Here is a 12,108-nt window from a genome sequence, read left to right as displayed (position 1 = left end):
TTTGGCGCACGCCGAAACAAAGTGTTACGGCTGCTTACGAATCGTCGGCTTCACCCTTACGAATCATCGGCTTCACCGGTACCGCGGCGCACGCTGCGCAGCAGGAAGCGACCGGGGTCGAGGGCGTCGACCAGGTCGCGCTCGAGCGGCAACGGCTCGCCTTCCAGTTGCGAAACCAGCAGGTCGGCCATCAGCGCCGACCAGACGATACCGCGCGCGCCGAAGCCCTGGAGGCACCACAGGCCGGCTTGCCGGGGCAGGGTGGGGAGGCGGGCGTTGGCAGCGGCGGGGCCGGCTTCCGGTACGGCGCCGACGATGGGCAGGCGGTCCGGCGACATTGGGCGGAAGCCGACGCGGCCGTCCACCGTCGCCGGGTCGACGCCGGCGGCGAAGTCGGGCAGCGTCAGGCGGAGGCGGGCGAGGTTGTCGGCGTGGTCGGTGGCGCGCGCTTCGGGTTCATCGTCATCGTAGGACGTCGACGCGCCGATCAGGCGGATGCCGTCGATCTCGGGCATCGCGTAGCCGATCTGGAACAGCACGGTGGGGAGCGACGGGCTGCCGTCGGCCGGCAGGTGGCTGACCTGTCCGCGTGCCGCGTGCTGCGGCAGCCAGGCGAACTGCGCGAAGCGCGGGGCGCCGACGCCGCCGGCCATGACCAGCACCGGTGCCTCGGCGAGCACGGCGCCGGCGGCGTCGAGCGCGCGCCAGCCGGCTTTTGCCCTTTCCAGACGGTCGACCGCAACCGCGCAGCGCGTCGCGATGCGCCCGGGAAAGGCGGCCAGCGCCGCTTGGCACAACGACGGGGGCTGCACCCAGCCGCCACCGGGGAACCACCAGCCGCCGCTGGCGACCGGGCGGCCGAGCAGGCGGCCGGCTTCGTCGCGGTCGACGAAACGGAGCAGTTCGGGCGGCCAGCCAAGTTGTTCGACGGCGCGTCGCTGCTGCGCCTCATGCGCCGCCTCGCGCGCCAGGTGCAGCACGCCGCAGGGCGCCCAGCGGGCGTCGGGCAGGCGGGCGAGCAGGGCGCGGGTGGCGAAGAAGCCGGCGCGGGTCAGGCGCGAGAGGCGGTTGTCGTCGGCGCTGGGCAGCGGGCGCAGCATGCCGGCCAGGTTGCTCGAAGCGCCGCTGCCCGGCGCGGCGCCGCGTTCGAGGACGGTGACCTGCCAGCCGGCGGCGGCCAGCGCGTGGGCGCAGGTGCTGCCGGCGATGCCGGCGCCGACGACGAGGGCGCGGCGCTCGGCGGGCGGGGCGTGGCGATCGGGCCGCCGCGAGCGGAAGCGGCCGACTAGCATCTGCCGCTTGCCGGCGAAGCCTGGGCGCTTTTCGAGGTCGAATTCGGCGGCGGCCAGCGCGTCGCGCACCTGGCCGGCGACCGACCAGGTGGCCAGCGTCGCGCCCGGTGCCGCCAGTCGCGCGAGCGCCAGGCATAGCTGGGGCGACCAGAGTTCGGGGTTTTTCGCCGGCGAAAAACCGTCGAGGAAAAAGGCATCGACCGCGGCGTCGACCGCACGCAGCTGCGTCGTCGCGTCGCCGAAGACGAGGGTCAGGACGACCCGCCCGTCGTCGAGATGGAGGCGATGCATGCCGGGTGTCAGCAGCGGCCAGTGCCGCTGCAGTTCGCCGGCCAGCGCGGCGAATTCCGGCCAGGCGCGCTGGGCGGCGGCGAGGTCGGCGGCGGTGAACGGATGCTTCTCTATGGAGACGAAGTGCAGGCGCCGGCAGCGTTGCGGGTCGTCGCGCCAGGCCTGCCAGGCGGCGAGGAAGTTGAGCCCGAGGCCGAAGCCGGTTTCGAGGATGACGAAACGGTCGCGGTTGCGCCAGCGCGCCGGCAGGTCGTTGCCGCCGAGGAAGACGTGGCGCGCCTGCGCCGGCCCGCCGTGGGCGGAGTGATAGACATCGCCGTAGGCGGCGGAAAACGGGGTGCCGTCGGGGTTGAATTCGAGGCGGGCGGGCTGCAGCGGCATCGCGCGATTTTAACCCGGGGCGCGGCGCGCATTGCCGCGCTGGCCGGGCTCGCCGTCGATTGGCATATGCAGGCGCGGGCGGCAGGTTCATAATCGCCAAAAGACCCGAGAAAAGCATGCGTTCGAGACTGGCTCGCTATCTACTGACCCTGGTGATTCCCTCGGGATTGCTGTGCGCGCTTTTCCTGTGGTCGCTGTACCACGAGGAGCAGGTGCGGGTCCGGCAGAATCTGGAGGTGGCCGAACAGCTCCGGCTGGCCGTCGGCGCCCGTTCGCTGACCAGCGACCTCGACCGCATCGCCAGCGACGTCCGCCTCATGGCCAGCCTGCCCAGCCTTGCAGCGGCGTTCGACAGTGGCGATGCGCCGGCGGTCGCCCGCCTGACCGAGGACTTCGTGGCGCTCTCCGCCAGCCGCCGCGTCTATGACCAATTGCGCTGGATCGACGAGACGGGGATTGAGCGGGTGCGCGTCGATTTCATCCAGAACCGGCCGTTCGTCGTTCCCGAGGAGCGCCTGCAGAACAAGTCGCTGCGCTATTTCTTCAAGGAGGCGATGCAGCTCGAGCCGGGCCAGATCTTCGTCTCGCCGCTCGATCTCAACGTCGAGGAGGAGCGTGTCGAGACGCCGTTCAAGCCGGTCATCCGCCTCGCTACGCCGGTGCGTGACCGGACCGGTCAGCCCCGCGGCATCGTCATCGCGAATTTTTTCGGCAGCTACCTGCTCGACAAGTTCGTCGATGTGACCGAAGCCAAGGAGGGCGCCGCCCGGGTCAACCTGCTCAATCGCGACGGCTACTGGCTGCGCGCGCCGCAGTCGGTGGACGAATGGGGCTTCATGTTCAACCGCAAGGAACATTTCGGCACCCGCTATCCCCAGGCCTGGGCGCAGATCGCCGGCAGCGAGCGCGGCCAGTTCGAGGATGACGACGGGCTGTGGTCGTTCGTCACCGTCCGTCCGCTGCTGATCGGTGTGCCGCGCGACCCGCAGGTGCAACTGGCCGGCAGCGACGAGTACGTGTGGAAGGTGGTTTCGCGCATCCCCCCCGAGGTGCTGCAGCAGGCGGCCAACCAGAACCTCGGCGGCTGGATAATCATCACGCTGCTGTTCATCGGCGCGCTGCTCGCCGGCAGCCTCGTGCTCGCCCGCGCCCAGCGCCGGCGCGACGTCATGGCCGAGAACCTGCGCGCCCTCAACCGGCGGCTGGAGGAGAAGGTGCGCCAGCGCACCGAGCAGCTGCACCAGCAGGCGATCCGCGACCCGCTGACCGGCCTCTTCAACCGGCGCTACCTGGACGAGACGCTGCCGCGTGAAATCCACCGCGCGCTGCGCGAGCGGGAGCCGCTGTCGGTGGCGATGCTCGATCTCGACCACTTCAAGCACTTCAACGACCAGTGGGGCCACGAGGCCGGCGACGCCGTGCTGCTCGGCGTCGCCGAGGCGCTGCTCGACGGCCTGCGCGCCTCGGACATTGCCTGCCGCTACGGCGGCGAGGAACTGTTGGTGGTGATGCCGGGCGCCGATGCCGACGAGGCGGAGAAGCGGATCGCCACCATCGCCTGCGGCGTGCGCAACCTGGGGGCCAAGGTGATGGGGCGCGAACTGCCGCCGGTCACCTTCTCGGCCGGCGTCGCCACCCTGCCGGAGCACGGCGACAACCCCGAAACGCTGGTGCGCGCGGCCGACCGCGCGCTCTACATGGCCAAGGAAACCGGCCGCGACCGTGTGGTCATCGCGCGGCCGCCGGGGCAGGAGTAGTCGCTGCTACGCTGCCGAAGGCAGATTTTGTCTACCGCAGAACGATGGCTGAGCGAGCGCCGGCGAGACAAGGCGCGCGGGCCCGCCGCATAGCAGCGCTATGCAAGGCTGCCGGCAACGCCGAGCCGGCAAGCGCAGCCAGCCATCATCACTCGGGGCGCATCTGGGGGAAGAGGATCACGTCGCGGATCGCCGGCGAATCGGTCAGCAGCATGATCAGGCGGTCGATGCCGATGCCGCAGCCGCCGGTCGGCGGCAGGCCGTATTCCAGCGCACGGATGAAGTCGGCGTCGTAGTACATGGCTTCCTCGTCACCGGCCTCCTTGGCCTTGGCCTGCTCCTGGAAGCGGGCGGCCTGGTCCTCGGCGTCGTTCAGCTCGGAGAAGCCGTTGGCGATCTCGCGGCCGACGATGAACAGTTCGAAGCGCTCGGTGATTTCCGGGTTGGTATCGGACGCGCGGGCCAGCGGTGAGACTTCGACCGGGTAGTCGATGATGAAGGTCGGCTCCCAGCACTGGGCTTCGGCGCAGGCTTCGAACAGCTGCAGCTGCAGGCTACCGAGGCCGCCCGGCTTCAGCGGCTCGCCGAAGTGCTTGATCTTGGCCTTGAGGAATTCCGCGTCGGCCAGTTCGGCGTCGGAGAATTCCGGGTGCTGGCGCTGGATCGCCTGGCAGATGGTCAGGCGGTGGAAGGGCTTGGAGAGGTCGAGTTCGCGCCCCTGGTAGACGAACACTTCCTTGCCCAGCGCCTCGCGCGCGGCGTGGCGCAGCAGGCCTTCGGTGAAGTCCATCAGCGTGTGGTAGTTCGCGTATGCCTCGTAGAACTCCATCATCGTGAATTCGGGGTTGTGACGCGGGCTCAGGCCTTCGTTGCGGAAGTTGCGGTTGATCTCGAACACCTTCTCGAAGCCGCCGACGACCAGGCGCTTGAGGTAGAGCTCGGGCGCGATGCGCAGGAACTGCTGCATGTCGAGCGCGTTGTGGTGCGTGACGAACGGCTTGGCGGCGGCGCCACCGGGGATCGGGTGCATCATCGGCGTCTCGACTTCGAGGAAGCCGTGGCCGGACATGTAGTTGCGGATCGAGGCGACGATGCGGCTACGGGCGAGGAAGGTGAAGCGGGTTTCCTCGTTCATGATCAGGTCGACGTAGCGCTGGCGGTACTTCAGTTCCTGGTCGGCGAGGCCATGGAACTTGTCGGGCAGCGGGCGCAGCGACTTGGTCAGCAGGCGGATTTCCGATGCCTGGATGGTCAGCTCGCCGGTCCGGGTCTTCATCAGCGTGCCGACGACGCCGAGGATGTCGCCGAGGTCCCAGTGCTTGAAGTCGGCATAGACGTCCTCGCCGACCTTGTCGCGCGTGACGTAAACCTGGATGCGGCCGGAGAGGTCCTGCAGCGTGGCGAACGACGCCTTGCCCATGACGCGCTTCAACATCATGCGGCCGGCAACCCTGACCTCGACCGGCAGCCCTTCGAGTTCCTCGCCGGATTTTTCGCCGTAGCCTTCGAGCAGCTTGGCGGCGGTGTTCTCGCGCTGGAAGTCGTTGGGGAACGCCTGGCCCGTCTTGCGCCATTCGGCCAGCTTGGCGCGGCGCTCGGCGATGAGCTGGTTTTCGTCCTGCTGGACCGGGGCTTGCTGTTCGGGGTTGGACATGAAGAATCCTTGGGAAATGGGGGTTTGCTGCGGTCGACCGCGTAAAACGATGAATTTTCGCCGATTTCACCCCGCCGGGACAAGGCCGGCCGATTATTTTCGGAAGCGTCGGCGGCGCGTCGTTTCCGGCCACGGCAATGGGATAATCGCGGCATGGAAATCTTCATCGACATCATTCTCAAGGCCGGCCGCTCGGCGGTCGAACTGTCGCTGTTCGTGCTGCTGCCGGTCATGGTCGTCATGCTGTCGCTGATGCGTCTGCTCGAGGCGCGCGGCGTGCTCGACTGGGTGGTCGCCCGCCTGGCGCCGGTGCTCAAGCCGTTCGGGCTGACCGGCCTCGGCGTCTTCGCGGCGCTGCAGATCAACTTCGTCAGCTTCGCGGCGCCGCTGGCGACGCTGACCATGATGGAACAGCGCGGCGCCTCGGACCGCCACATCGCGGCGACGCTGGCGATGGTCTTCGCCATGGCGCAGGCCAACGCGGCGCTGCCGATGATGACGATGGGCCTCGGCATCGGCGTCACGCTGCTGTTCTCGCTGGTCGGCGGCCTGATCGCCGCGGCGGCGACCTACTACCTGTTCGGCAAGGGGCTGTCGGCGGCCGAGGCGCAGCTCGACGAGACGCTGCAGCATCCGGTCGCCGAGAGCGCCAAGGGCGTGCTCGACGTCATCAACCGCGCCGGTGCCGAAGCCTTCAAGATCGCGGTCGGCGCCATTCCCATGCTGGTGCTGTCGCTGGTCGTCGTCACCGCGCTGCGCACTTCCGGCGCCATCGACGCCCTGACCCGGCTGCTTTCCCCGCTGCTGACGGCGCTTTCGATCAATGGCGTGCTGATCCTGCCGACCCTGACCAAGTACCTGGCCGGCGGCACGGCGATGATGGGCGTCATGGACGAGATGCGCAAGGCCGGCCAGGTTAGCGTCGAACTGCTCAACGCCAGCGCCGGCTTCCTGATTTCCCCCTTCGACCTGCCCGGCGTCGCCGTGCTCATTTCCGCTGGCAAGCGCATCGCCGCCGTCTGGAAGCCGGCGGCCCTCGGCGCCTGCATCGGCATCGCCGTGCGCACCGCAGGGCACATCGTTGTCGCCTAGAATCAAAAAGAAAGGACGAGTTTCATGCGCAAAGTTTCACAACTGCCGATGATCGCCCTGTGCGCCGGATTGCTGGCGGGCAGCGTGCAGGCAGCGCCGCTCAACATCCTCGGCTTCGACGACATGTCGTGCGCCGCGTGGATCGCCTCGAAGGGCGACGCGGACCAGCGCAACCTTTACGTCGTCTGGATCCGCGGTTTCCTGACCGGGCACAACTACGGCCAGCAGGGCCAGCAGGTGTCGAGCATTTCCAGCGGCACCATCGAGGTCAATGTGAACAGCTATTGCGCCCAGCATCCGACCGGCCTGTTCAGCGATGCGGCGTTCCGCCTGAGCGACCAGTTTTCGGGGCGCAACCAGCCGCTCCGCAAATGATCCCTGCCGCAGGCGCGGGGCGGGAATTTTTCCTGGCTGAAGCTTTCGAAGCCCTTGTCGCCAAACCGGGGAGCCAGCGATGCGCAGCTTCCGCAAGATAGCAGCCGTGCTGGCCGTCGGGTTGGCGGCATCAGCGCCGGGGTTTGCGGCGGGCGCGAACGACGTTCGGATCGTCGCCGAGGCCACCGGCGGCCAGTTCAAGGCGACGCAGGGGAAGTATTTCGAGACGGCCTGCAACGAGCGCCTCGATTACGAGGCCGAGGTCGTCGACCTCAACGGCGACGGGCAACCCGAGGTATTCACCAGCGTGCAGGGCACCTGCCTGGGCGGCATGGCCGGGGTGCACATGAACCTCTACATCAGGGGCGCCGACGGCCGCTGGCAGCCGCAGTTCGGCTTTCCCGGCATCTATAGCGTGCTCAAGACCAGGAACAAGGGCTACCCGGACATCGGGATCGGCGGGCCCGGCAACTGCTTCCCGGTCTGGCGCTGGAACGGCAAGGCCTACGCGCTCTACCGCAAGTGCCGGTAGCCGGGTTCGTCCCGGCCACCACACCATCGGCGATCAGTCGAGATTCGCGGCGAGCCTAGCGCGCTGCGGCGTCGCGCTCTGCCTGGCGCGTGCCTGAAGGTCGGCAAGGATTTGCGCGTCGTTGCGGCGGTTGTTCGCCAAGTGTTCCAGGCGGTCGCTTTCGTCGATCAAGGCCAGTGCCTGCTGGCGCCAGGCTACCATCTGCGGTTCGTGCTCGTGGTGCAGGTGGTGCCTGCGGTGCATCGTGTACCAGCGGTGCGCCTCTTCGGGATTCACCTCGACGCCCTGGCCGGTCTGGTACATCAGGCCGATCTGGATCTGCGCCACCTTGTCGCCCTGCTCGGCGGCCTGCCGATACCAGCGCAGCGCCCTGGCGTAGTCGAGGGTGACGCCGTCGCCGTGCTGGTGAATGACCGCCAGGTTATAGGCGGCGTCGACATTGCCCTGGCCTGCCCAGGATTCCCAGATTGCAACCGCCTGCGCGGTATCGCCGGCCTTGTGGAGTTTCGCGGCACGGCGCAGATCGTCGTCGGCCAGGTCGGCGAGGGCGGAAAAGCTCAGCAAGGCGCCAATGACGGCGAGACTGCGGCGGGCGATCAGGGCAGGGGGCATCGGCGATTCTCCGGAAAAAACCCGCGCCGGAGAGTGAGGGTTCATGGGAGGTGAGAGACTCTCTGGATGGTGGCGCGGGACGGTCGCATCCTAAGCGCAAGGGCAGGGCGAAGGAATTAGACAAATTGCCGCGCGACAATTTGTCGCATCCCCCGCGCGCGCGAAACCCGTTAGCATTCGCCCATGCGTGAGGGAGAGGGAGAGCGCCATGAACCAGAACCAGAACACCCAGTCGTCTCAGCCGGAAATGGCTTCGTTGCTGCTTGGCGCAGGATTCGCGCTGGCGTCGCTGATCATCCTGCCGGCGGTCGCGCAGCGGGTCGGCCTCGGGTCGAGCGTGACCATCGCCCTGCGTGGTGCGCTGATGCGGGCGGCCAACCGTTTTTGATGCGGGTGCTGGCGCAACGCAGTTGAAACGGGGCAGACTTCGCGTCTGCCTTTTTTGTCTTTCCGGACCATGAAGTCACGCATCCTGATGGCGGCCGTGCTGGCTGCCGCCCTGCTTGCCGGCTGCCAGCCGGGGCGCGATCCCAGGCTGCCGGCCGGCGCCGATTTCGTGCTGCAGACCGCCGATGGCCCGCTCGAATCGAAAACCCTGCGCGGCAAGGTGCTGCTGGTCTATTTCGGCTACACCAACTGCCCGGATGTCTGCCCGGCCTCGCTGGCGGCCGGCGGCAATGCCTTGAAAGCCTTGTCGCCGGAGGAGCGCAAGAAAGTCAGGCTGGTGATGATCTCGGTCGATCCCGAGCGCGACAGCGTCCGGCATCTCAAGGAATACACCGCCTTCTTCCATCCCGAGATGGTCGGCGCCACCGGTACGCCGGAAGAAATCGCCGCCCTGGCCAAAGCCTTCGGCGCTGGCTACATCAGGCAGCCGGCCAGGGCCGATGGCAGTTATGCCGTGGATCACACCACGTCCACCTATGTCGTCGGGCCGGATGGCCGGCTGGCGCAGGTGATCGACCTCAATGCCGGCAGCGACGCCATTGTCGCCGCCGTCCGCAAGCTGCTGTGATGCGCCCGTCTGCGCTCGTCCTCGCCCTGCTCGCCGGGCTGGCGCTCGCATTCGCTTTCATTTTTGGCCATTTTTCCGGGTCGACCGCAACCGACGCCGAACGCCTCGCCGCCAACCGCGCGCTGGTCGAGCACTACGGCCTGACCGACCTGGCGCTGTTCACCGAGGCCCGCTACACGCGCCACCCGAGCCAGGCCGACCTGCATTCGGCCTTCCAGGATCATCCGGCCGCCCTCGAACATTTCCCGACCGGCTCGCTGGTCTCTCCCCGTTCCCTTCCCCTGTTCCGCGATGCGCCCCTGGCTGGAAAAACAACTTCACCTGATTGACTTCACGCTGGCCTCGCTGGCCCGGCGCAAGACGAAGAACGTCGGCCTGCTGCTGGCCTACACGCTGATCGTCTTCGTGTTGGCCTCGCTGTCGCTGTTCACCCACGCGCTGCGCAGCGAGGCAAGCTACGTGCTGGCCGGCTCGCCGGAGGTCATCCTGCAACGCATGGTCGCCGGCCGCCACGACCTGATTCCGCCCGGCTATCTCGACAAGATCGGGCGCATCCGCGGCGTGCAGAAGAAGGAAGGGCGGCTGTGGGGCTACTACTACGACCCGGTGGTCAACGCCAACTACACCTTCATGGCGCGTCCGGCGAGCGAGGTCGCGGACGGCACCATCATGGTCGGCAGCGCGCTGGCGCGCGAACGCGGGCTGGCGCCGAACAACACCATTTCCTTCCGCTCCTACGCCGGCAAGCTGTTCGGCTTCACCGTCGCTGCGGTGCTGTCGCCGGATTCCGAACTCCTTTCGGCCGACCTCGTGCTGCTCTCGGAAAGTGATTTCCGGCGCTTCTTCGAATACCCCGAGGGGCACTACACCGACATCGCCCTCTCGGTCGCCAACCCCCAGGAGGTGCGCACCGTCGCCGCCAAGCTGTCGGCGGCGCTGCCCGATTCGCGCCCGATTCTGCGCGAGGAGGTGTTGCGCACCTACCAAAGCCTCTTCGACTGGCGCGAAGGCATCGTCCTCACCGTGTTGGCCGGCGCCATCCTCGCCTTCGCCATCCTCGCCTGGGAAAAGGCCTCCGGCCTTTCGGCCGAGGAGCGGCGCGAGATCGGCATCCTCAAGGCGATCGGCTGGGAAACCGGCGACGTCATCCGCATGAAGGTCTGGGAAGGGCTCGTCATCTCTTTGACGGCCTTCCTGCTCGGCGGCATCGCCGCCTACGTGCACGTCTTCCATTTCGGCGCGGCGGTGTTCGCGCCGGTGCTCAAGGGCTGGTCGGTGCTCTACCCGCGGTTTACGCTGGTGCCGGCGGTCGACGGCCTGCAGATCGCGACGCTGTTCTTCTTCACGGTGGTTCCCTACACGGCGGCGGTGCTGGTGCCGATCTGGCGCGCGGCGATCACGGACCCCGACGCGGTGATGCGCGCATGATCGAACTTGCCAATATCCGCAAGGCCTTCAACCAGGGCCGCCACAACGAATACTGGGCGCTGCACGGCATCGACCTCAGCGTCGAGGCCGGCAAGGTCACAGCGTTCCGCGGACCAAGCGGTTCGGGCAAGACGACGCTGTTGACCATCGTCGGCTGCCTGTCGCGGCCGACCGAGGGGCGCGTGCGCTTCAAGGGCGAGGACATTTCCGGCCTGCCGGAACGCTTCCTGACCGACATCCGCCGCCAGAGCTTCGGCTTCGTCTTCCAGCAGTTCAACCTGATCAAGGGACTGTCGGCAGTTGACAACATCATCCTGCCCGGCATGCCGACCGGCCGTTCGCGCCGTAACCTGGTCGAACGGGCCGACGAACTGCTCGACCAGTTGAAGCTCGGCCACCGCAGCCGCGCCCGGGTCGAGTGGCTGTCCGGCGGCGAGCAGCAGCGTGTCGCCATCGCCCGCGCCCTGATCAACGACCCGCAGGTCATCATCGCCGACGAGCCGACGGCCAACCTCGACACCGCGCTGTCGAGGGAATTCCTCGCCATCCTCGAAGGCTTCACCGCCGCCGGCAAGACGGTGCTGCTGACCAGCCACGACCCGCTGGTCGTCGAATCGAGCGCCGTGCATCGCGTCATCGGCATGCGCGACGGCCGTCTGACCGCCGACTGATGCTGTTCCAGCCGGCCATCATCGCGCTGCTGCTGGCCGCCGGCCTGGCGGTGCTGATGCTCGCCGGCGCCGCACCGTTCGCCGTGCAGGTCATCCGCCACTGGGACATCGGCAGCGGCTCGGAGCGGCAACTGGCGCTGGAACGGCGCACCTACCTGTTTTCGACGTTGCTCGCCTTCGTGCTGGTGGCGCAGTTGGCGGCACTGCTGCTCTTCGTCTTCAACGCCGACCGGCTGGCTGCGATGTTCGTCGGCGCCATGTGCGCGGTCGGCACGCTGAACGTCAATGCCTGGGGCTTTCCCTCGCTGCTCATGCAGACCGCCGTCTTCTTCCTCGCCGCCATGTGGCTGGCGCTCAACCATGTCGACACGCTGGCCCGCGACTACCCGCTGGTGCGCATCAAGTACGCGCTGCTGCTCCTGCTGCTGCCGGTACTGGCCACCAATTTCTGGCTGGAGTTGAAGTATTTTCTCGGCCTCAAGGCCAATGTCATCACCTCGTGCTGCGGCAGCCTGTTTTCCGGCGAAGGGAAGACCATCGCCGCCGAAGCCTCGGGCATGGGGCCGGGGCCGGCGCTGGTGCTGTTCTACGCCGGGCTGGCGCTCGCCATCGGCGCCGCGCTGTGGCACTGGCGGCGCGCCTCGCGGCTCAGCGGCTACGCGACGCTGGCGGCCAGCGCCGCCGGTTTCGTGGCGAGCATCGTCGGCGTGCTGTCTTTCGTTTCGCTCTACATTTACGAACATCCGCACCACCACTGTCCGTTCTGCATCCTGAAACCCGAATACGGCTACCAAGGGTATGCCTTGTACGTGCCGCTCTTTCTCGCCACAGCCGCCGGGCTGGGCGCCGGGGCGATACAGCCCTTCGCCCGCATCGCCAGCCTGCGCGCCGTGCTGCCGCGCGTCTCGGCGCGGCTGGCGGGGCTGGCGGCGGCGGGCTACACTGCATTTGCCGCGCTGGCGACCTGGTTCGTGCTGCATTCCAACCTGATCCTGATCGAACACTGAC

General features: G+C 67.8%; 13 protein-coding genes. 10 read left to right on the top strand and 3 right to left on the bottom strand.

The features are described from left to right. Window positions 1-56: 56 nt before the first annotated feature. Window positions 57-1,964 carry a bifunctional tRNA (5-methylaminomethyl-2-thiouridine)(34)-methyltransferase MnmD/FAD-dependent 5-carboxymethylaminomethyl-2-thiouridine(34) oxidoreductase MnmC gene (gene mnmC / locus GH660_RS00155; RefSeq protein ID WP_153144556.1) on the bottom strand — a complete coding sequence of 636 codons (1,908 nt, stop codon included), beginning with the start codon at window positions 1,962-1,964 and terminating at the stop codon, window positions 57-59. 116 nt (window positions 1,965-2,080) lie between these two features. Here mnmC and GH660_RS00150 point away from each other — a divergent pair, with 116 nt between their 5' ends. Further along, complete coding sequence (locus tag GH660_RS00150; protein WP_153144555.1) at window positions 2,081-3,721, top strand: sensor domain-containing diguanylate cyclase; 1,641 nt, start codon at window positions 2,081-2,083, stop codon at window positions 3,719-3,721. 148 nt (window positions 3,722-3,869) lie between these two features. Here the strand turns inward: GH660_RS00150 and lysS are convergent, their stop codons facing one another. Continuing rightward, window positions 3,870-5,375, bottom strand: coding sequence for a lysine--tRNA ligase (gene lysS, locus GH660_RS00145; RefSeq protein WP_153144554.1), 1,506 nt, complete (start codon window positions 5,373-5,375; stop codon window positions 3,870-3,872). Between the two features lie 153 nt (window positions 5,376-5,528). Here lysS and GH660_RS00140 point away from each other — a divergent pair, with 153 nt between their 5' ends. The 3 genes from GH660_RS00140 to GH660_RS00130 all read left to right on the top strand — a co-directional run bounded on the left by GH660_RS00140 (window position 5,529) and on the right by GH660_RS00130 (window position 7,374). Continuing rightward, a complete protein-coding gene (locus GH660_RS00140) occupies window positions 5,529-6,467 on the top strand; it encodes a nucleoside recognition domain-containing protein (protein ID WP_153144553.1) in 939 nt (312 codons plus the stop codon). A gap of 24 nt (window positions 6,468-6,491) precedes the next feature. Further along, entirely contained in the window at window positions 6,492-6,842 is a 351-nt protein-coding gene (locus GH660_RS00135) for a hypothetical protein (RefSeq protein WP_153144552.1), read from the top strand. Window positions 6,843-6,921: 79 nt separating this feature from the next. Continuing rightward, entirely contained in the window at window positions 6,922-7,374 is a 453-nt protein-coding gene (locus GH660_RS00130) for a hypothetical protein (RefSeq protein ID WP_153144551.1), read from the top strand. A gap of 33 nt (window positions 7,375-7,407) precedes the next feature. Here the strand turns inward: GH660_RS00130 and GH660_RS00125 are convergent, their stop codons facing one another. Beyond that, window positions 7,408-7,986, bottom strand: coding sequence for a tetratricopeptide repeat protein (locus GH660_RS00125; RefSeq protein ID WP_194266183.1), 579 nt, complete (start codon window positions 7,984-7,986; stop codon window positions 7,408-7,410). Window positions 7,987-8,194: 208 nt separating this feature from the next. Here GH660_RS00125 and GH660_RS00120 point away from each other — a divergent pair, with 208 nt between their 5' ends. The 6 genes from GH660_RS00120 (at window position 8,195) to GH660_RS00095 (ending at window position 12,107) form a co-directional block, all read left to right on the top strand. Beyond that, on the top strand, window positions 8,195-8,374 hold the full coding sequence (locus GH660_RS00120; RefSeq protein WP_153144549.1) for a hypothetical protein: 180 nt from the start codon (window positions 8,195-8,197) through the stop codon (window positions 8,372-8,374). A gap of 69 nt (window positions 8,375-8,443) precedes the next feature. Further along, complete coding sequence (locus GH660_RS00115; RefSeq protein ID WP_153144548.1) at window positions 8,444-9,001, top strand: SCO family protein; 558 nt, start codon at window positions 8,444-8,446, stop codon at window positions 8,999-9,001. After that, the gene (locus GH660_RS00110) at window positions 9,001-9,330 is read left to right on the top strand and encodes a hypothetical protein (RefSeq protein ID WP_153144547.1); all 330 of its coding nucleotides are present in this window, start codon (window positions 9,001-9,003) and stop codon (window positions 9,328-9,330) included. The genes GH660_RS00115 and GH660_RS00110 overlap by 1 nt, the downstream gene beginning before the upstream one ends. Beyond that, window positions 9,293-10,429 carry an ABC transporter permease gene (locus GH660_RS00105; RefSeq protein ID WP_153144546.1) on the top strand — a complete coding sequence of 379 codons (1,137 nt, stop codon included), beginning with the start codon at window positions 9,293-9,295 and terminating at the stop codon, window positions 10,427-10,429. Before GH660_RS00110 ends, GH660_RS00105 begins: the two co-directional genes overlap by 38 nt. Beyond that, window positions 10,426-11,100 (top strand): ABC transporter ATP-binding protein, encoded by a 675-nt coding sequence (locus tag GH660_RS00100; RefSeq protein ID WP_153144545.1) that lies wholly within the window; start codon window positions 10,426-10,428, stop codon window positions 11,098-11,100. Before GH660_RS00105 ends, GH660_RS00100 begins: the two co-directional genes overlap by 4 nt. Further along, window positions 11,100-12,107, top strand: a complete 1,008-nt coding sequence (locus tag GH660_RS00095; RefSeq protein WP_153144544.1) for a hypothetical protein — start codon at window positions 11,100-11,102, stop codon at window positions 12,105-12,107. Before GH660_RS00100 ends, GH660_RS00095 begins: the two co-directional genes overlap by 1 nt. The last annotated feature ends 1 nt before the right edge of the window (window position 12,108 follow it).

The sequence above is a fragment of the Dechloromonas sp. H13 genome (genome assembly GCF_009469615.1).
Taxonomy (GTDB): domain Bacteria; phylum Pseudomonadota; class Gammaproteobacteria; order Burkholderiales; family Rhodocyclaceae; genus Azonexus.
Note: the sequence above shows the minus strand (reverse complement) of the source record. Positions and strands in the feature narration are given on the sequence as shown.